Source organism: Actinoplanes xinjiangensis (genome assembly GCF_003148685.1).
Taxonomy (GTDB): Bacteria; Actinomycetota; Actinomycetes; order Mycobacteriales; family Micromonosporaceae; genus Actinoplanes; species Actinoplanes xinjiangensis.
In genome coordinates this window covers 1-18,767 of record NZ_QGGR01000003.1, presented here as the reverse complement: position 1 = coordinate 18,767, position 18,767 = coordinate 1, and the positions used below count along the sequence as shown (strand labels likewise).

General features: G+C 70.9%; 22 protein-coding genes. 15 read left to right on the top strand and 7 right to left on the bottom strand.

Annotation, left to right across the window (positions count from 1 at the left end):
- The first annotated feature begins 161 nt into the window (after positions 1 to 161).
- Positions 162 to 1,043, top strand: a complete 882-nt coding sequence (locus tag BC793_RS07025) for a hypothetical protein (protein ID WP_109590484.1) — start codon at positions 162 to 164, stop codon at positions 1,041 to 1,043.
- Positions 1,044 to 1,098: 55 nt separating this feature from the next.
- Here the strand turns inward: BC793_RS07025 and BC793_RS07020 are convergent, their stop codons facing one another.
- The gene (locus BC793_RS07020) at positions 1,099 to 2,406 is read right to left on the bottom strand and encodes a ribonuclease D (RefSeq protein ID WP_109590482.1); all 1,308 of its coding nucleotides are present in this window, start codon (positions 2,404 to 2,406) and stop codon (positions 1,099 to 1,101) included.
- Positions 2,407 to 2,552: 146 nt separating this feature from the next.
- On the opposite strand from BC793_RS07020, the gene BC793_RS07015 reads away from it, so the two are divergent.
- Positions 2,553 to 3,575, top strand: a complete 1,023-nt coding sequence (locus tag BC793_RS07015) for a S1C family serine protease (RefSeq protein WP_109590480.1) — start codon at positions 2,553 to 2,555, stop codon at positions 3,573 to 3,575.
- A 30-nt stretch (positions 3,576 to 3,605) separates the two neighbouring features.
- On the opposite strand, the gene BC793_RS07010 is transcribed toward BC793_RS07015, so the two are convergent.
- Positions 3,606 to 4,172, bottom strand: coding sequence for a DUF3000 domain-containing protein (locus tag BC793_RS07010; protein ID WP_109590479.1), 567 nt, complete (start codon positions 4,170 to 4,172; stop codon positions 3,606 to 3,608).
- Positions 4,173 to 4,254: 82 nt separating this feature from the next.
- On the opposite strand from BC793_RS07010, the gene hemE reads away from it, so the two are divergent.
- From hemE to hemQ, 3 genes are all read left to right on the top strand, one after another.
- Positions 4,255 to 5,289, top strand: coding sequence for a uroporphyrinogen decarboxylase (hemE, locus tag BC793_RS07005; protein ID WP_239169684.1), 1,035 nt, complete (start codon positions 4,255 to 4,257; stop codon positions 5,287 to 5,289).
- 97 nt (positions 5,290 to 5,386) lie between these two features.
- Positions 5,387 to 6,781: a protoporphyrinogen oxidase gene (hemG, locus tag BC793_RS07000; RefSeq protein WP_109590475.1), complete on the top strand. Its 1,395-nt coding sequence runs from the start codon at positions 5,387 to 5,389 to the stop codon at positions 6,779 to 6,781.
- Positions 6,778 to 7,479, top strand: a complete 702-nt coding sequence (gene hemQ / locus BC793_RS06995; protein ID WP_109590473.1) for a hydrogen peroxide-dependent heme synthase — start codon at positions 6,778 to 6,780, stop codon at positions 7,477 to 7,479. Before hemG ends, hemQ begins: the two co-directional genes overlap by 4 nt.
- Here hemQ and BC793_RS06990 read toward each other — a convergent pair.
- Entirely contained in the window at positions 7,476 to 7,943 is a 468-nt protein-coding gene (locus BC793_RS06990; RefSeq protein WP_109590471.1) for a GNAT family N-acetyltransferase, read from the bottom strand. The two genes, hemQ and BC793_RS06990, sit on opposite strands and share 4 nt — an antisense overlap.
- Before the next feature lie 54 nt (positions 7,944 to 7,997).
- Here BC793_RS06990 and BC793_RS06985 point away from each other — a divergent pair, with 54 nt between their 5' ends.
- The 4 genes from BC793_RS06985 to BC793_RS06970 are packed head-to-tail and all read left to right on the top strand — an operon-like array spanning position 7,998 to position 10,174.
- Positions 7,998 to 8,252, top strand: coding sequence for an isoamylase early set domain-containing protein (locus BC793_RS06985; protein ID WP_109590469.1), 255 nt, complete (start codon positions 7,998 to 8,000; stop codon positions 8,250 to 8,252).
- Between the two features lie 38 nt (positions 8,253 to 8,290).
- Entirely contained in the window at positions 8,291 to 8,893 is a 603-nt protein-coding gene (gene wrbA, locus BC793_RS06980; protein ID WP_109590467.1) for an NAD(P)H:quinone oxidoreductase, read from the top strand.
- Positions 8,894 to 8,903: 10 nt separating this feature from the next.
- A complete protein-coding gene (locus BC793_RS06975) occupies positions 8,904 to 9,701 on the top strand; it encodes a thymidylate synthase (RefSeq protein WP_109590465.1) in 798 nt (265 codons plus the stop codon).
- Positions 9,698 to 10,174, top strand: a complete 477-nt coding sequence (locus BC793_RS06970) for a dihydrofolate reductase (RefSeq protein WP_109590463.1) — start codon at positions 9,698 to 9,700, stop codon at positions 10,172 to 10,174. The genes BC793_RS06975 and BC793_RS06970 overlap by 4 nt, the downstream gene beginning before the upstream one ends.
- Here BC793_RS06970 and msrB read toward each other — a convergent pair.
- On the bottom strand, positions 10,152 to 10,550 hold the full coding sequence (gene msrB / locus BC793_RS06965; protein ID WP_109590461.1) for a peptide-methionine (R)-S-oxide reductase MsrB: 399 nt from the start codon (positions 10,548 to 10,550) through the stop codon (positions 10,152 to 10,154). The two genes, BC793_RS06970 and msrB, sit on opposite strands and share 23 nt — an antisense overlap.
- Positions 10,551 to 10,614: 64 nt before the next feature.
- Between msrB and BC793_RS06960 the strand changes: the two genes are divergently transcribed.
- The 3 genes from BC793_RS06960 to ligD all read left to right on the top strand — a co-directional run bounded on the left by BC793_RS06960 (position 10,615) and on the right by ligD (position 12,948).
- A complete protein-coding gene (locus BC793_RS06960; protein WP_109590459.1) occupies positions 10,615 to 11,094 on the top strand; it encodes a hypothetical protein in 480 nt (159 codons plus the stop codon).
- Between the two features lie 98 nt (positions 11,095 to 11,192).
- Positions 11,193 to 11,771 carry a hypothetical protein gene (locus BC793_RS06955; protein WP_146246199.1) on the top strand — a complete coding sequence of 193 codons (579 nt, stop codon included), beginning with the start codon at positions 11,193 to 11,195 and terminating at the stop codon, positions 11,769 to 11,771.
- A gap of 160 nt (positions 11,772 to 11,931) precedes the next feature.
- Positions 11,932 to 12,948, top strand: coding sequence for a non-homologous end-joining DNA ligase (ligD, locus tag BC793_RS06950; protein ID WP_109590455.1), 1,017 nt, complete (start codon positions 11,932 to 11,934; stop codon positions 12,946 to 12,948).
- 2 nt (positions 12,949 to 12,950) lie between these two features.
- Here ligD and BC793_RS06945 read toward each other — a convergent pair whose 3' ends face one another.
- Positions 12,951 to 13,421 (bottom strand): GNAT family N-acetyltransferase, encoded by a 471-nt coding sequence (locus BC793_RS06945; RefSeq protein ID WP_109591426.1) that lies wholly within the window; start codon positions 13,419 to 13,421, stop codon positions 12,951 to 12,953.
- Between the two features lie 56 nt (positions 13,422 to 13,477).
- On the opposite strand from BC793_RS06945, the gene BC793_RS06940 reads away from it, so the two are divergent.
- Entirely contained in the window at positions 13,478 to 13,942 is a 465-nt protein-coding gene (locus BC793_RS06940) for a potassium channel family protein (RefSeq protein WP_109590453.1), read from the top strand.
- On the opposite strand, the gene BC793_RS06935 is transcribed toward BC793_RS06940, so the two are convergent.
- Positions 13,893 to 15,458 (bottom strand): alpha/beta hydrolase, encoded by a 1,566-nt coding sequence (locus BC793_RS06935; RefSeq protein WP_109590451.1) that lies wholly within the window; start codon positions 15,456 to 15,458, stop codon positions 13,893 to 13,895. The two genes, BC793_RS06940 and BC793_RS06935, sit on opposite strands and share 50 nt — an antisense overlap.
- A 35-nt stretch (positions 15,459 to 15,493) precedes the next feature.
- Positions 15,494 to 16,561: an ATP-dependent DNA ligase gene (locus tag BC793_RS06930; protein ID WP_109590449.1), complete on the bottom strand. Its 1,068-nt coding sequence runs from the start codon at positions 16,559 to 16,561 to the stop codon at positions 15,494 to 15,496.
- An 85-nt stretch (positions 16,562 to 16,646) separates the two neighbouring features.
- Here BC793_RS06930 and BC793_RS06925 point away from each other — a divergent pair, with 85 nt between their 5' ends.
- Together BC793_RS06925 and BC793_RS06920 are read left to right on the top strand one after the other, a co-directional pair.
- Positions 16,647 to 17,453: a MerR family transcriptional regulator gene (locus tag BC793_RS06925; protein WP_239169681.1), complete on the top strand. Its 807-nt coding sequence runs from the start codon at positions 16,647 to 16,649 to the stop codon at positions 17,451 to 17,453.
- Between the two features lie 335 nt (positions 17,454 to 17,788).
- Positions 17,789 to 18,637, top strand: a complete 849-nt coding sequence (locus tag BC793_RS06920; protein ID WP_249037378.1) for a transglutaminase-like domain-containing protein — start codon at positions 17,789 to 17,791, stop codon at positions 18,635 to 18,637.
- The last annotated feature ends 130 nt before the right edge of the window (positions 18,638 to 18,767 follow it).

The following is an 18,767-nucleotide window of genomic DNA, read 5'->3' as shown; positions in this document are numbered from 1 at the left end:
TCACATTCGCGGCTCGTACGTCATGATCGGCGCCGCGGGCCGGGACTGAACGGAAATGCCGGTGACCGGTCGCGGCGGTGTGTGATGTCACCGGTCGGGGGACCGTGCAGGGGCCCTGAGCACCGATAAGATCCATCGACTTCACGATTCCTGGAGCGTCGATGACGTACCCGCCGCACCCCGGTGAGCACAACCCCGCCTATCCGACGAGCGGGCAGCCCGCCGGTTGGGGCCCACCCCAGCCACCGCCGTACCCGCAGCAGCCCGATCCCACCCGGCCGTACCCCGCGCCGCCGGCCTACGACCCGCACCAGCCGTACGGTGCGGTCCCGCAGTACGGCGTGCCCGGTTTCCCGCCGCCGCCCCCGCCGCCGCGGAAGTCGAAGAACACGCCGATCGTGGTCAGCGTGGTGGCGCTCGTGCTGGTGCTCTGCGTCGGCGTCCTCACCTCCCTCTACCTGATCGGCAAGAACGCCGCCGACCAGGAGACCGTCGACGCTGCCGGTACCGCGGGCCCGCGCACCGGGTCCACGGCCGGGCCCACCTCCGAGCCCGCGGTCGAGCCGACCACCGACGCGCCGCGGGTCACCGTCCGGATCACCGAGCCGGCCAGGCTCGGCGGCCGCCCCAAACTCACCGGCGAGGAGTTCGCCGACATCACCGAGGAGTTCCAGCGGAGCATCGCCGCCGACTTCGGCGCCGGCGACTCGTTCGGCGCGTTCTACGGCGACATCGAGAAGGAGAACATCGTCGTCGCGATCGCCGTCGAGACCGAGGTCCCGCTGCCCGGCGTGGCACTCTCCGGGATCTTCACCGGCATCGGCAACGGCGGCCTGAAGGTGACCAACCTGACCGACGCCGGCACCGGGCGACTCGGGGGCGCCGCCAAATGCGGCGACGCCGACGCCGACGGCGTCGCGGTGGCCGTCTGCAGCTGGGCCGACGAGGGCAGCATCGGCATGATCATGTGGCACTTCAAGAAGGCCAGGCAGGTGCGGGCCGAGTTCCCGAAGCTGCGGGCCCAGATCGAGACCAAGAGCTGACCTTCGTCAGTACGAACGGAGCCCGGCCCGCACGAGCCGGGCTCCCGTCGTCAGGTCACGCCGGCTCGGGAAGGATCTCGGCGAGCTGGTCGGCCAGCAGGCCCACCTGCCAGTTACGGGCGCCGAAACCGCGCAGCGTGTCACCGACCGTCCGTCCGGAGATCTCGTCCGGGGGCGACCACGCCAGGCGCCTGATGAAGTCCGGGCTGATCAGATTCTCCGGCGGCAGGTTGTGCTGCTCGGCGGTGGCGACGACGACCTGCCGGCAGCGGGCCAGCCGGGCCGCGGCGACCGGGTCGCGCTCGGCCCAGCGGTGCGGTGGCGGTGGGCCCTCGACCGGCTGGTTCACCGGGAGGGCGTCGTCCGGCAGGGCCCGCGCCTGATCGAGCGCGTCCAGCCAGATCCGGGCCAGGCGCCGCACCGAGCGGCCCCCGAACCCCGGGATGCCCAGCAGCGTGCGCTCGTCCTTCGGATCGGCCTCGGCGGCCGCGACGATCGCCGAATCGGGCAGGACCCGGCCCGGCGCCGAGTCGCGGCGGGCGGCGACGCCGTCCCGCGCATACCAGAGCGCACGGACCCGGGACTGGGCGCGGGCACCACGGACCCGGTGGATACCGGACGTGCGGCGCCACGGATCGGGCCGCACCCGCGGCGGGCGGTCGGCGCCGGCGACCAGAGCGGCGAACTCCTCGGCCGCCCACGCCGTCTTGTCCTGCCGGTCCAGCTCGTCGGCGAGCACGTCACGCAGATCGGTGAGCATCTCCACGTCGAGCGCCGCATAGGTGAGCCACGAATCGGGCAGCGGACGGGTCGACCAGTCCGCCGCCGAATGGTGTTTCTCCAGCGAGTAGCCGAGCAGCTGCTCGGTGAGCGCGGCCAGGCCGACCCGCTCGAACCCGGCCAGGCGGGCGGCCAGCTCGGTGTCGAACAGCCGCCGCGGGCGCATGCCCAGCTCGGCCAGGCACGGCAGGTCCTGGCTGGCGGCGTGCAGCACCCACTCGGTGTCGGCGAGCGCCGTGTCCAGGGTGCGCAGATCGTCCAGCGGCAGCGGGTCGATCAGCACGGTGCCGGACCCGGCGCGGCGCAGTTGCACCAGGTAGGCCCGCTGGGTGTAGCGGTATCCGGAGGCGCGCTCGGCGTCCACGGCGATCGGGCCGGTGCCGCCCGCCATCCGGGAGACCACCTCGGCCAACTCGGCCGGGGTCTCCACCGGGGCGGGCGTGCCGTCACGTGGGGCGGTCAGGGGTGTCGCGGGGCGGGAATCCTCGGGACCGCCAGATGTCGGGTCGGGCGGCACAAGGTGCGGTCCGTCCCCTGCCGTGTCCGGCGAGTCCCGACGGCGCAGGGGTGCTTCGTCGGTCACTCCGTAACCGTACGGGGGTAGCACCCCCGCCGTGCGCAGCAGGGCTCCCGGCGCGTCGATTCTCGATCTTCCGGGGGGTTCATCCGTTTGCCGCTCCGGTCCGTACCACCTGTCGCAGCGCCGAGACCACCGGGAGGCCGCGCCGTATGTCCAGCCCGTTCCAGCCCTTCACGCCAGCCGACGGTGGGCGCCGTGCCCAGGAGTGGAACTGGCAGGAGGAGCAGTACCAGGCGCAGGACCCGTGGGCTCAGCAGGAGCCGCAGTACCAGCGGCCGCAGTACCAACAGCCGCAGTACCAGGAACCGCAGTACCAGGAGCCCCAGTACCAGGAGCCCCAGTACCGGCAGCCGGTCTACGAGACGTACCAGCAGCCGCAGCAGTACCAGCCTTCGCAGCCGGCCTACGCCCCGCCGGAGCCGCGGGCGCGCAGGAGCAGGTCCAAGCCGATCCTCTTCGGCCTGGTCGCCGCGCTGGTCCTGGTCTCGGGCTGGCAGGCGTTCCGGGTGGAGACCATCATTCAGAGCAGCAACGACCTCACCGAGGCGGTCAACACGTCGCAGGGCCGCGTCGACGAGCTGGAGAAGCAGCGGACCTCGGTCGCCTTCGATTCGGAGGGCATCGCCGAGGACGTGCTGCCCAGCGTCTTCCGGGTGCGTGCCGGCGAGTTCACCGGCACGGCCTTCGCGGTCAGCGAGGCCAACGGGCGGACCAGCCTGTTCACCAACTTCCACGTGGTGGAGGAGACGTTCGAGGGCGGCGACCGGCAGGTGACGCTGGAACGCGGCAACACCCGGATCAACGCGACGATCGTCAAGGTGGACCAGGAGAAGGACCTGGCGCTGCTGCGGGCCAACCGGGAGATCAAGGCGCTCGGGATCGCCGGCGGCGAGGTGAAGTCCGGCCAGCAGGTGCTCGTGGCGGGCGCGCCGCTCGGCCTGGAGGACTCGGTCACCACCGGCGTGATCAGCGCGTTCCGGAACACCGAGGACGGGCCGACGATCCAGTTCGACGCCCCGATCAACCCGGGCAACTCGGGCGGTCCGGTGGTCAACTCCAGCCGTCAGGTGGTCGGCATCGCCACGGCCAAGGCCCGCGACGCCGAGGGCATCGGCCTGGCCATCCCGATCGAGGTCGCCTGCGAGACCCTGGGCGCCTGCGGCAACGGCTAGACCGGCCCGGCTTCGGTCGGACCGGCTTCGCTAGACGCGCATCTGGCGGTCGCTGATGGAGGCCACTCCGGGCGGCGGCAGGCCGGCCGTCGAGGCGAGCATCGCCAGCCAGCCGAGCAGGTGCGCGCCGAAGTCGTCGGAGGTGGGCGTCCAGGACGCCCGCACCTCCAGGTCGGCGGTCGGGTCCGGGCCGGCCAGCTCGCCGAACCGGGTGGACGCGGTCTGCGTGACCGTGCCGCCGATCGCCGTGTAGGCCGCCGCGTGCTGGTCCAGCCCGTCGGTCAGCCAGGTCCAGGCCACCGCGGGCAGCAGCGGGTCGGAGGCCAGATCGTCCTCCAGCTCGGCGGTGATCAGCGTGACCAGCCGCAGGTCGCCGCGCCAGGCGTCGTGCCCGGCCGGGTCGTGCAGCAGGATGAGCCGGCCGCTCGCCACCTCGTCACCGGCGCGGAGCACGGTGGCGCTGAGAGCGAACGAGAACGGCGCGAGCCGCTGGGGCGCGGCGATCTCCTCGAGCAGGATCTCCGGCCGCGGCGACTCCGCGCGCAACCCGGCGACGGCGCGGGTGAACGCCTCGGGGGCAGCGGAGGGGGACGCCATGGGGGCAGCCTATGCCGATCTCGCCGCCGTCCCGTGCTCGGCGCGCCGCCGGGACGAATCGCTCGCGTGGCACGATGTTTCGGTGACGGTTCTTGAGGATTCCCCCTTTGTCCGGGCGTGTCGTGGTCTGCCGGTTACGCACACCCCGGTCTGGTTCATGCGGCAGGCCGGGCGCTCGCTGCCGGAATACCGCAAGATCCGGGAGGGTGTCGGCATGCTGGAGTCGTGCCGGCGACCGGACCTGGTCACCGAGATCACCCTGCAGCCGGTGCGGCGGCACGACGTCGACGCGGCGATCTTCTTCAGTGACATCGTGGTGCCGATCGCGGCGGCCGGCATCGATCTGGACATCGTGGCCGGCACCGGTCCGGTGGTGGCCGAGCCGATCCGTGCCGAGTCCGATCTGGCCCGGCTGCGCCCGCTCGTCCCGGCCGACGTCGACTTCGTCACCGAGGCGATCCGGCTGCTGGTCGCCGAGCTCGGCGCGACCCCGCTGATCGGCTTCGCCGGCGCGCCGTTCACGCTGGCCAGTTACCTCATCGAGGGCGGTCCGTCACGGACCTACCTCAAGACCAAGGCGATGATGTACGGGGCGCCCGACCTGTGGAACGCCCTGCTCGCCCGCCTCGCCGACATCACGCTGACGTTCCTGCGCGTTCAGGTGGACGCCGGGGTCAGCGCGGTCCAGCTGTTCGACTCGTGGGCCGGTGCGCTCTCCGAGGCCGACTACCGGCGTCATGTGATGCCGCACTCGGCGAAGGTGCTGACCGGCCTGATCGACGCCGGCGTCCCGCGGATCCACTTCGGTGTCGGCACCGGCGTGCTGCTGGAGGCGATGGGCGAGGCCGGCGCCGACGTGGTCGGGGTGGACTGGCGGACCCCGCTGGACGAGGCGACCCGGCGGATCGGCCCGGACCGCGCGGTGCAGGGCAACCTGGACCCGGCGATCCTCTTCGCCGGCTGGGAGACCGTCGAGCGGGAGACCCGCCGCGTCCTGGCGCAGGGCAGGGCCGCTCCGGGGCACGTCTTCAACCTGGGCCACGGCGTCATGCCGGAGACCGACCCGGAGATCCTGACCCGCCTGGTCGCGTTGGTGCACGAGGTTTCCGGGTCGTAAGGCCCTGGAAGGCGCTCCCGGCCGGCGCGACGATGCAGCCGGCCGGACGTCACAGCGGCCGACCCCCGGTGGCCGGAGCCGGGCGCGACCTGGGAGTGTGAAGAGCGTGCGGAAGCGGATCGCGGTCATCGGCGGCGGCATCGCGGGCCTTGCGGCGGCGGTGCGGCTGCGGGATCTCCACCCTTCCGGCGCCGACATCGTCGTGTATGAGCGGGGCAGCGCCCTGGGCGGCAAGCTCCACACCGGTCAGCTGGGCGGGCGCCGGGTCGAGCGGGGTGCCGAGTCCTTCCTGAACAGCGGGCCGGACGGCGGCGGGTCCGCGGCCGTCGCGCTGGCCCACCGGCTCGGCCTCGGCGACGCCCTGGTGCACCCGGCCGCGCGTCCGGCCGCGCTGGCGATCGGCGGCCGGCTCACCCCGATCCCCGGTGGCACCCTGGTCGGTGTGCCCGGCGATCTGTCCGCCCTGGACGGCGTGGCCCTGCCGGCCGACGGCGCCGATGTGGACCGCGGCGTTCCGCTGCTGGCCCCCGGCGCGGACGTGGCGGTCGGTGAGCTGGTGCGCGAGCGGTATGGCGACGAGGTGGTGGACCGGCTGGTCGACCCGATGCTGGGCGGGGTCTACGCGGGGCGGGCCGACCGGCTGTCGTTGCGCGTGACGATGCCGCAGCTGGCGGCCACGGCGGAGACCGAGCACACCCTGGCCGGGGCGGTCCGGGCCGCGCAGGCACGCAGCCGGCGGACACCGGGCCGGCCGGTCTTCGCGGCTGTCGACGGCGGGATGAGCCGTCTGATCAGCGCCGCCGTGTCGGCCTCCGGCGCGCGCGTGGTGCTGGGGCTGCCGGTGCGCGAGCTTCTCCGTACCACCGGGGGCCGTTGGAAGTTGATCTTCGGGCCGACGCCGGCGCCGCAGGTGGACGAGGTGGACGCGGTGATCCTCGCGGTCCCGGCGAAACCGGCGGCGCGGCTGCTCGGTGACGCCGGGGTGGAGATCGCGGCCCTGGATTATGCGAGCGTCGCGCTCGCCGCGCTGGCTCTGCCCGCGGGGACGTCCCTGCCCGATCTGTCCGGCTTCCTGGTTCCGCCGGGGGAGGGCACGCTGGTCAAGGCGGCCACGTTCTTCACCACGAAGTGGCCGCATCTGGCGCGGGAGCCCGGCCCGGTGGTCGTGCGGGTGTCGCTGGGGCGCGCCGGCGAGGAGGATCGGCTGCAGCTCGACGACGCGTCGCTGCTGGCCGTGGCCCGCCGGGAGCTGGGCGAGCTGATCGGCACCGCGCTGCCCACCCCGGTGGATTCCTGGGTGCAGCGCTGGGGTGGCGGCCTCCCGCAGTATGCGCCCGGTCACGCCGGCCGGGTGGCACGGGTGCGGGCCGGGCTGCCGGAGGGTCTGGCCCTGGCCGGGGCGGCGTTCGACGGTGTCGGCATCCCGGTGTGTGTGGCCAGTGGCGAGCGTGCGGCGGACGATGTGAGCAAGTACCTGGAGGGAAATCGATGACCGAGCAGACCAATGCTTCCCGCATCAATGAGCTGAACGCGACGATCCGTTACACGATGTGGTCGGTGTACCGGGTGTCGTCGCCCCTGCCGGCGTTGCGCGACGAGATGGCCGGTGAGGTCGACGGGCTGTTCGAGCAGCTCGCGGGCAAGGACGTGACGATCCGCGGCACCTACGACGTGTCCGGCCTGCGCGCCGACGCCGACATCATGGTGTGGTGGCACTCCGGCTCGCCGGACGCGCTCCAGGACGCCTACGGGATGTTCCGCCGCACCGCGCTGGGCCGCCACCTGGCGCCCGTCTGGTCGCAGATGGCGCTGCACCGCCCGGCCGAGTTCAACCGCAGCCACCTGCCGGCCTTCCTCGCCGGTGAGGACCCCCGCGCCTACCTGTGCGTCTACCCGTTCGTCCGCTCCTACGAGTGGTATGTGCTGCCCGACGAGGAGCGCCGCGCGATGCTCGCCGAGCACGGCCGGATGGCCCGGCCGTACCCGGACGTGCGCGCCAACACGGTCGCGTCCTTCGCGCTCGGTGACTACGAGTGGATGCTCGCGTTCGAGGCCGACGAGTTGCACCGGATCGTCGACCTGATGCGTGACCTGCGGGCCTCGAAGGCGCGGCTGCACGTCCGCGAGGAGGTGCCGTTCTACACCGGGCGCCGCCGATCGGTCACCGAGCTGATCGCCGACCTTCCCTAGCCGGCCGGCTCCCGCTGCGCCGCGCCGCGGGCCATCGGCACGTGCGGGATGCCGTCCTCCAGGAATTCCGGGCCGTCCACGACGTACCCGAACCTGCCGTAGAAGCCGGCCAGGTGGGCCTGGGCGTCCAGCACACTGGGGCGATTGCCGATCACGGTGATCGCCTCGGTGATCAGGCGCCCGGCCAGCCCGGCTCCGCGGGCCTCCGGGGCGGTCACCACCCGGCCGATCCGCTCCACCCCGTGGTCACTGAGAATCCGCAGGTAGGCCCGGACCTTCTTGCCCTGGGCGAACCAGACATGCCGGGTTCCGGGCTCGGTGTCCCGTCCGTCCGGATCAAGGTAGGCACATTCCTGCTCGACCACGAAGACCTCGCTGCGAAGCTTGAGAATTTCGTAGAGGGTGGTGGTGTCCAGGTCGCGGAAGGACGCCACTCGCAGCTCGTCGTGAGGTTCGGGATGCATCGGCACAACATACGCGGCAGTGCGACGTTGTACCGGTGAAGGCTGGAGGACGTCATGATCAAGAAGAGCAAGCTGTTCGGTACCAAGACCAGGGTGACCTTCTCCCTGCCGGCCGACGAGCCGGCCGGGACCGTCAGCGTGGTCGGCGACTTCAACGGCTGGGAGCCGGGGAGGCACGAGTTGCAGGTGCGGCGCAACGGCACCCGGACGGTCAGCGTGTCGCTGGACCCGGGTGACTACAAGTTCCGCTACCTGGCCACCGACGGCGTCTGGCTGGACGACGAGGACGGCAGTGAAATTCATCTATAAACGTTTCGGCCGGGTCCCGGGGGAGATCTCCTTGAGTCATGGCTGATGTCAAACTTGCGATCGTCTATTACTCGTCGACCGGCACGATCCACTCCATGGCTCAGCGACTGGCCGAGGCCGCCGAGAAGGCCGGCGCCGAGGTGCGGCTGCGCCAGGTCGCCGAGCTGGCCCCCGCGGAGGCGATCGCCTCCAACGCGGCGTGGAGCCAGCACTTCGACCGGACCAAGAACGAGCCGAAGGCCGCCGCCGACGACGTGGTCTGGGCCGACGCCGTGCTGTTCGGCACACCGACCCGGTACGGCAACGTGGCCAGCCAGCTCAAGCAGTTCCTGGACACGCTCGGCCCGCAGTGGTCGCAGGGTCAGCTGGCGAACAAGGCGTACGCCGGGTTCACCGCCTCGATGACCCAGCACGGCGGGCAGGAGTCCACGCTGCTGGCGCTCTACAACACCATCTACCACTTCGGTGGTGTGGTGGTGGCACCCGGTTACACCGATCCGCTGAAGTTCGCCGACGGCAACCCGTACGGCGTCTCGCACGTCACCGGTGGCAGCAACGACGCCCCCCTGGGTGACGCACAGCACGCCGCTCTGGATCACCTCGCCCGGCGGATCGTCAGCATCGGCGGGAAGCTCCGCTAGTTTTACCGGCATGGCTGTCGACACCCAATACGAAGCTCTCCTGCGGCGCGTCCTGGAGTCCGGCACTCCCAAGAGCGACCGCACCGGTACGGGGACGCTCAGCCTCTTCGGTGAGCGTCTCCGGTACGACCTGTCCCAGGGCTTCCCGCTGATCACCACGAAGCGGGTGCACTTCAAGTCGCTCGCCGTGGAGCTGCTGTGGTTCCTCCGGGGCGACACCAACGTCCGGTGGCTGCGCGAGCAGGGCGTGACGATCTGGGACGAGTGGGCCGCTCCGGACGGCTCTCTGGGGCCGGTCTACGGCAAGCAGTGGCGGTCCTGGCCGACGTCGCGGGGTGATGTCGACCAGCTGGCCGAGGTGGTGGAGACGATCCGGGCGAACCCGGACTCACGGCGCATGATCGTCTCGGCGTGGAACGTCTCCGACATCCCGGACATGGCGCTGGCGCCGTGCCACGCGCTGTTCCAGTTCTACGTGGCCGACGGCCGGCTCTCCTGCCAGCTCTACCAGCGCAGCGCCGACCTGTTCCTGGGCGTGCCGTTCAACATCGCCAGCTACGCCCTGCTCACCCAGCTGATCGCCGCCCACGTGGGCCTGGAGCCCGGCGACTTCATCTGGGTCGGCGGCGACGTGCACATCTACACCAACCACATCGAGCAGGTGAAGGAGCAGCTCACCCGGGAGCCGTACCCCTTCCCCACACTCGAGATCAAGCCGCGGGAGAGTCTCTTCGAGCACGAGTTCGAGGACTTCACCGTGGTGGACTACCGGCACCACCCGCTGATCAAGGCACCCGTCGCGGTATGAGCGTCCACATGATCTGGGCCGAGGCCCGTGGGCGGGTGATCGGCGCCGGCAACACCATCCCGTGGCACGTCCCCGGCGAGCAGAAGACGTTCAAGGAACGGACCCTGGGCGCCGCGGTCGTGATGGGCCGCGCCACCTGGGAGTCGCTGCCCCGCCGCCCGCTGCCCGGCCGGGAGAACATCGTGCTCACCCGCTCGCCGGACTGGGCGGCGCCCGGCGCGACCGTCGCGCGGTCACTCGACGACGTGCCGGCGGACGACTTCTGGGTGATGGGCGGCGGCGACGTCTACGCCGCCTTCCTTCCGCGGGCCGGCCACATCGTGCGGACCAGGATCGATCTCGACGTGGCCGGCGACACCTGGGCCCCGGAACTCGGTGACGACTGGGTCGTCACCGGGTCCAGCGGCACGATCACCGCGGAGAACGGTGTCTCCTACGTGATCGAGGATCTCAGGCGGCGGGATCCAGCCTGATCGACAGACTGTTCACGCAGTGCCGCGTGTTCTTCGGGGTGAAACCCTCGCCCCGGAAAACGTGACCCAGGTGTGAATCACAGTTGGCGCACCGGATCTCGGTCCGGACCATCCCGAGGCCACGGTCCTCGATCTCGCGGACCGCGCCCGGGAGGGCGTCGTCGTAGGACGGCCACCCGCAGTGGCTGTCGAACTTGCTCCCGCTCTCGTACAGCGCCGCGCCACAGGCCCGGCAGTTGTAGACGCCCTCGGTTTTCGTCTCCACGTACTCACCACTCCAGGGCGGCTCCGTACCGGCCTCGCGGAGCACGTAGAACTCCTCCGGGGACAGGCGGATGCGCCACTCGTCCTGAGTGGTAGGCAGATCGGTCGTCATGCTGTCAACCGTACGTCGCACGCCCGGTCCGCCAGGAGTGATGTTCACCCGGAGTTGAGCGGTCATGGAAGGTGCATCTCCCGCGACGTTCCGGCCGACCTGGCAGCAGGGTGTCGGCCACGGTCTCTATCTCGGTGTGTTCGGCGCCGCGGTGAGTGTCACGACGGGGGTGCTGGCCGCGTTGCTGTGGTCCCGGCCACCCGCCTGGATGTGGGCGGCGCTGATCGCGGCACCGCTGCTGGTCGGGGCCGTCGCCGGTCTGCTGGCCGGGCGCCGCACCGGAATCGAGGTGGGTGACGGCGGGATCCGTACCTCCTCGGTCTTCGAAGAGGGGGTGGCCCCCTGGAGTCACGTCGTGGACCTGCGGGCGGAGCGGCGCGGGCGCCGGACGGTGGTCTCGGTCTATCTCGACTCCGGCGCCACCGTGCGGTTGCACGCTCCCTACAGCGGTGGGTTGTTCGCCGCGGATCCCCAGTTCGAGCTCAAGGTGTGCGCGCTGTCCCATTTGTGGCGGAGTCACCGTTTCGGTGGTCTTCCGGGCTGAAGACCCGCCCCGGGGTGTTTCCGGGTAAAACGGGCAATTACCGTTAAGCTCCCGTGCGACCATGGAACGTACCTTCCGCAACAGAACGGATACTCCTCATGAGCTTTTCGCGCCGTCCGGCCGCTGGACTCGCCACGGTCGGTGCCACTGTTCTCGCTGCTCTGGCCCTCGGCGGAGCCCCCGCAACGGCGGCTGACGTCCAGCAGAAGGCCGCTCACGCGATCATGACGCCGAGTCCCGACACCGGTGATCAGCGGGGCAACCCGGGTTACGGCGGCACCGTCCAGCAGGTGCCCGGAACGCCGGTAGTGACGACCCCGGCGACGACGGCCACCACCCCGGCCGCACCCGCCGTCAAGACGACGACCGCCGCACCCACCGGCCCCACCCGCGGCCGTCCCGGGTACACGCCGTCGCAGGGCCTGAGCCCGTCCGTGACCCCGTCCGTGACGCAGAGCCTGCCGACCGGCACCATCGCGGGCACCCCGGGCACCGGCGTCAACTCGGCGACCGCCGGGCCCCGGCCCTCCACCAGCGCCCACGGCCAAGGCGTCAGCGTCGGCACGACGCTGGCGGTCACCGGCGCCCCGCTCGGCGGCATCCTGGCCCTCGGCGGCCTGATGCTGGCCGGTGGCGTCACGGCCATCTGGTACACGCGCCGCCGTCGCAACGCCTGATTCCCGCAACGGCCGCCCGGTTCGCCGGGCGGCCCTACGGCGTTCCGGCCTCCGGCTCTCCGGCTGTGGCCGGGCGGCCCTACGGCGTTCCGGGCCTCCGGCTCTCCGGCTGTGGCCGCGCCGGGCGGCCCTACGGCGTTCCGGGCCGTAGGCTCGGGCCATGCCGAAAGCCGCTGCTGAAGAGCATCAGATCGCCGGGCACACCGTGCGCCTGAGCAGCCCCGACAAGATCGTCTTTCCGGGGCGCGGATTCACCAAACGGGACGTCTTCGAGTATTACCTGGCGGTCGGTGACGGCATCCTGCGGGCGCTGCGCGACCGCCCCACCACCCTCCAGCGCTTCCCCGACGGCATCGAGGGCGAGGCGTTCTACCAGAAACGCATCCCCACCCGCGGCGTCCCCGACTGGATCAGGACCGCGACGATCAGATTCCCCAGCATGCGTACGGCCGACGAACTCAGCCCGGCCGACCTGGCGCACGTCGCCTGGGCCGCCCAGATGGGCACCGTGGTCTTCCACCCCTGGCCGGTGCGCGCCGGCGCCCCCGACGAGCCCGACGAACTACGCATCGACCTCGATCCCCAGCCGGGCACCGGCTTCGCCGACGTGATCGCCACCGCCGAAGTGGTCCGTGCGGTCCTCGCCGACCTGGGCTGGACCGGTTACCCGAAGACGTCCGGCGGCCGTGGCGTCCACGTCTACGTGCGGATCGCCCCGCAGTGGTCGTTCGTGGACGTGCGCCGTGCCGCCATCGCCCTGGCCCGGGAGGTGGAGCGCCGCAACCCGGCCGGCATCACCACCTCCTGGTGGAAGGAGGAGCGCGGCGAGCGGGTCTTCCTCGACTACAACCAGATGGCCCGGGACCGGACCATCGCCTGCGCCTACTCGCTGCGGGCCAACGCCCGCGCCACCGTCTCCGCCCCGGTCACCTGGGACGAGCTGGCCTCCGCCGAACCCGACGACTTCGATCTGCGGACCATGCCGCCCCGGTTCGCCGCCGTCGGCGACCCGCACGCCGGCATCGACGACGTCGCCCACGACCTCACCCCGCTGCTGGAGTGGGTGAAGCGCGACGAACGCGACGGTCTCGGCGACCTGCCCTACCCGCCGGACCACCCGAAGATGCCGGGCGAGCCCAAGCGGGTGCAGCCCTCCAAGGACCGCGACCTGAAGTAGTCCTATCGGTTCGTGTCGCGGAGCAGCAGCTTCATGCCCTCATGGGAGGCCTCGAAGCCGAGTGCGGTGTAGAAGCGGTGTGCGTCGGTGCGCCGTTTGTCGGTGGTCAGCTGGACGATCGCGCAGCCACGTTCGCGGGCCCGCTCGATCGTCCACCGGATCAGCTCCCCGCCGAGCCCCTGCCCGCGCCGGCCCACGTCGATCCGGACCGCCTCGATCAGCATCCGCTCGGCCCCGTTGCGGCTCAGCCCCGGGATGAAGGTGAGCTGGCACGTGCCGATCACCTCGTCGCCGTCGACGGCGACGATCAGCTCGTTACGGTCGTCCGCGTCGATCGCCTCGAAGGCGGCCCACACGGCGGCGTCGACCGACTCGGGAACGACACCGAAACCCCGGTCGCGGCTGATGTGATCGTCGGCGAGCAGGCTGAGGACGGCGGGGACGTCGGCACGGGTGGCGATCCGGATCTGCATGATCGGAAGCTTGTCACGGGCTGTCATGGACCCTTCACGTCGGGCACGATGACGACATGCATGCGCTGCTCACGCTGCCACGACTCTTCTACGCCGGGCTCGTCTGGCTGGCCAACTCACCGAAGAAGTTGCTGCTCGCGTACTCGATCCTGATCGTCGTCTGCGGGACCCTCTACGACCGTTTCGAGAAGGGCATGTCGTTCGGCGACTCGGTCTGGTGGGCGGTCGTCACCGCCTCCACCGTCGGATACGGCGACATCTCACCCAAGTCGTGGCAGGGCCGCGTGATGGCCGGGATCCTCATCTCGGTCATGGTGCTGCTGGTGATCCCGCTGATCACCGCCCACTTCTCCAGCAAGCTCATCGTGAACAACGACGCGTTCCGTCACGAGGAGCAGGAGGAACTCAAGGAGAATCTGCGGGTCACCCGGGCCCTGCTCGAGGAGATGGCCGCCCGCCAGGGCATCACCGTCACTTCGGCGGACAGCGCAGACCCTCCTGCGGGACCTTCAGATCGATGAGGTACGCGTCGACGGCGTCCCGGATGCAGGCGGTCGACGGGTAGGCGGTGTGCCCCTCGCCCTCCCACGTCAGCACGTGCCCGACACCCAGCATGTTCGCCAGGTCGGCGGTGTTCTCGTACGGCGTCGCCGGGTCACCGGTGGTGCCCACCACCACGATCGGCGGCGCACCCTCCGCCTTGCCCACCGGGTACGGGTCACGCTGGCCGCCCCAGTAGGTGCACGGCAGCATCCCGATCGCCAGCGCCGGGCCGAACATCGGGTACTTCGTGCGCCACTCGCCCTGTAGCCGCCGCACCTCCGCCACGGTCGGCGCCTTGTCGGTGTCCGCGCAGTTCACCGCCAGGTTGGCGTCGAACAGGTTGGAGTACTTGCCGTCCTCGCGCTCCGCGTACTGGTCGGCCAGTTCGAAGACACCCTCGGCGTCGCCGGCCGCCAGCGCGTCGATCGCCTCGGCCAGGCTGGTCCAGCCGGACTCGGTGTAGAGCGACGAGATCACGCTCAGGAAGATCCAGCCCGGCGTGGCCTCCCGCCCGTCTGCTCCGGGCACCGGTGACGTCTCCGCCTTCGCCAGAGCGTCGGTCACCGCACCGCGGGCGTCCGGCGCGATCGGGCACTTGGCGGCGTTCTGCGTACACCATTTCGTGAAGTTGGTGAACGCCCGCTCGAAGCCTTTCGCCTGCTGCTCCGAGCCGGACACGTAGTTCTCGGTCGGGTCCACCGCGCCGTCCAGCACCAGGGCCCGCACGTTCTTCGGAAACAGCTGGGCATACGTCGCGCCGAGCAGCGTCCCGTACGAGAAACCCAGGTATGTCAGTTTCTCGTCGCCGACCGCGGCACGCAGCGCGTCCAGGTCACGGGCCGCCTGCTCGGTCGAGTACGTGCGCAGGCTCGGCCCGTACTCCTTCGCGCAGCCGTCGGCGATCCGCTTGTTCAGCGCCGCGATCTCGTCGAACGCGGCCTGCTCGGCCGGATCCGGGTCGGCGGCGAAACTCGCGTCCTGATCCTTCGTGGAGATGCACTTCACCGGGTCGGACTCGCCGACACCACGCGGATCGAACCCGACGATGTCGAACCGGTCGGTGACCTCGGTGGGCAGGCCACCCAGCGCCTGCCCGAAGGACAGGTAGACCGCCACGTCGATGCCGGAACCACCCGGGCCGCCCGGGTTCAGCAGCAGCGAACCGATCCGGTCCTTCTGCCGGTCCGACCGGATGCGGATCATGTCGATGCCGTACGTCTCCCCGGCGACCGGCGCCGCCCAGTCCTTCGGCACCGGAACCGTGGCGCAGTCGTAGGTCATGCCCGCCGCCGTCCGGCCGACCAGCCCGCGAGGCACCTCGGGGCACGGTTTCCACCGGATCGCCGAGCCGGATTCGGCCGGGGCGGGAGTGCTCGCGCCGCCCTGGCGCGCCGGCTGATCGGAGCCGTCCGGGGCGAACGCGGGCAGCGTGCACCCCGCCGTCAGAACCAGCACGGAGAGGACTGCGACAGCCAGGCGTGAGCGACGATCCACGCAACGACCCTATCCGGTCCGCGCCCGGCGCTCCGTCAGCGGCTGGTCAGCACCTCGGCCAGATCGAACCGCACCGGCCGCTCCAGCTGCTCATATGTGCAGGTCAGCGGGTCGCGATCGGGGCGCCACCGTTCGAACTGGGCGGTGTGCCGAAACCGGACGCCCTCCATGTAGTCGTAGCGGACCTCGACCACCCGTTCGGGGCGCAGCGGCGTGAACGACAGGTCCTTGCCCGCGTTCCACCTGCTCACCTCGTTCTTCCGGGGGGTCCGCTCACCCTGCTCGTGCGCCGCCCAGTTCCACGGGTGTCCCTCGAACGTGGTGACCAGCGGCTGCAACTCCTCGAACAGCTCCTCCCGGATCTTCATCGAGAACGAGCCGATCACCCCGACGCTCACCAGGACGCCGCGCTCGTCGTGCAGGCCCAGCAGCAGCGAGCCGATCCGGTTCTCCGCCGACTTGTGCACCCGGTAACCGGCCACCACACAGTCCGCGGTGCGTTTGTGCTTGACCTTCGCCATCACCCGCTTGTCCGGCTGATAGGTGAGATCACGGGCCTTCGCGATCAGGCCGTCCAGCCCGGCGCCCTCGAACTCGGCGAACCAGCGGCGGGCCGTCTCCAGATCGTCGGTCGCGGGTGTCACGTACACCGGAGGTTTGGCGTTCTCCAGGCACTTCACCAGCATCTCGCGTCTTCTCTGGAACGGCAGTTCGGTCAGGTCCTCGTCGCCGAGCGCGAGCAGGTCGAACGCCACGAAACTGGCCGGGGTCTGCTCGGAGAGCAGTCTGACGCGGCTCGCCGCCGGATGAATGCGCTGCTGGAGAGCCTCGAAGTCGAGCGTGTTGCGCTCGGTGTCGGCGACGATCACCTCGCCGTCGATCACCGCGCGCTCCGGGAACTCGGCGAGGATCGCCTCGACCACCTCGGGGAAGTACCGGGTCATCGGTTTCTCGTTGCGGCTGCCGATCTCCACCTCGTCGCCGTCCCGGAAGACGATCGACCGGAATCCATCCCATTTCGGCTCGTAGACCTGGCCGGGCGGGATGTCCGCGACGGGTTTGGCGAGCATCGGCTTGACCGGTGGGTTCAGCGGGAGCTGCATTCGATCAGTGTGCCCCCTTTACTCGGCCCCTGGGGCAGGCTCCACCATCGAATCCATGAACAGCGGTTCTGTGGAGGGTCGAGCCATGACCATCGGGGAGTTCGGCCGGCGGGCCGGGCTCTCCGTCAAGGCGCTGCGGCTCTACGAGGGGTCCGGTCTGCTGCCACCGGCCGAGGTGGATCCCAGCGGCTACCGGCGATACACCGCCGGTCAACTCGACCGGGCGAGCCGGATCAGCCTGCTGCGCCGGCTCGGCATGCCCCTCGCCGTCATCGCCGAGACACTCGACCTGCCCGATGCCGAAGCGGTGCGCCGGCTCGACCGGTGGTGGGCCGCCGAGGAGGCGGCGGCCGCGGCCCGGCGCGAGAGCTACACCTGGCTGCGCACCCGGCTCGCACACGGCGACGAGCCACCACGGCGATATGCCGTCCACATCGACGCCCGCCCGGCGCGGAAGGTCGCGACCCTGCACATCGAGGTCGACCAGGAGCACCTCGTGCCGGAGATCGGCGCCGCCGAGTGGGAGATCCGCCGCCACCTGGAGGATCAGGACGCCGCGGCGACCGGTGAGCACTGGGTGATCTACCACGGCCAGGTGACCCCCGACAGCGAGGCCCAGGTCGAGGTCTGTGTCCCGTTCACCGGCCCGATCGAGCCGTCCGGCCGGATCACCATCCGGATCGAGCCGGCCCGCCTGGTGGCGTATGCGGAGGTCACCCGCGATGACTGCTTCTATCCCCGCATCACCCAGGCCTACGAGGCGGTCTTCCAGCACGTCCGCGCCGCGGGCCTGATCCACACCGCGCCACCGCGCGAGATCTATCTGGACAGCTGGGACAGACTCGCCGCGACCGACCCGTTCGTGCACGTGGCCCAGCCTTTCGAAGGGTGAGACCGATGGACTACACACGACAGACCCGCTTCTCCGATCCCGGCCGTCACCTCGGCCGCCTTGCCGCCCTTTCCGGCACCGCCGCCCTTCCGGATGCCGCTCTTCCCGGTGGCGCTGCCCCGTCGGATGCCGCTCCGTCCGGCGGTGCCACTTCTGTGGGTGCCGGTCTTTTCGGCGGCGCTCCCTCTGTGGGTGCCGGTCTTTTCGGCGGTGCTGCCTCTGTGGGTGCCGGTCTTTTCGGCGGTGCTGCCTCTGCGGGTGCCGGTCTTTCTGGCGGTGTCGCTTCTGTGGGTGCCGGTCTTTCCGGAGCTGCCGGGTGTTCCGATGTTGTCGCCGTGGTCGGTGCCGCTGTCCGGAATCTTGTCGTGCACTACCGCGCGTCCGGCCTCGACTTCCCGCCTGACCGGCTCGCCGAGATCGACAGCCGCTGGGTGGAGACCATGCTCGACACTCTGCCGCCCGGCGTGCCCCTCGACGAGCCACGCCCGGCCGACCAGCGGATCGTCGGCTGCTGTCGTGACTTCACCCTGCTCACCGTCGCGGCGTTACGGGCCGGAGGTGTTCCCGCCCGCAGCCGGGTCGGCTTCGCCGACTACTTCCATCCCGGCTTCCACTGCGACCACGTCATCACCGAGTACCACGACGGCAGCCGCTGGATCGCCACCGACACCCAGCTCGACCCGGCGGCCGGCTTCCCGGTCGACGCCGCCGACGTTCCTCTCGGCCCCGGCGGGTTGCGCACCGCGGCCCAGTCCTGGCTCGCCTTCCGGCGCGGCGAGATCGACCCCGAGACGTACGGTGTGGGCCCCGGCATCCCCCTCGGCGGCCCCTTGTTCATCCGGAAGTATGTCGTCACCGAGCTGGCCCACCGGATGGGCGACGAAACCCTGCTGTGGGATTTCTGGGGAGCCGACCGCGCCATGCTCGCCGACCTGGACGGGCGCCCCCTCACCGAAGCGTGGTCCGACCTGCCCTCCTGGGACTCCGGCGACGTCACCCTGATCGACGAGATCGCCTCGTTGCTCGTCGCATCCGACGCTGGTGACTCCTCACCCGAGGACCGCCTGGCCCTCCTCTACGCCACCGACCCGCGCCTGCACGTCGGCGACACCGTCACCTGCCACTCACCCCGAGGCAACCGCTACGACGTCGACCTGCGCCACCCCTCCCCAGCAGCGGCCTGACGCGGTCCGGCGCTCGGCCTTGCACGGCTCCGCCGTGCCACCCTTGGTCGGCGTTGGGCGTTGGGCGTTGGGCGTTGGGCGTTGGGCGTTGGGCGTTGGGCGTTGGGCGTTGGGCGTTGGGCGTTGGGCG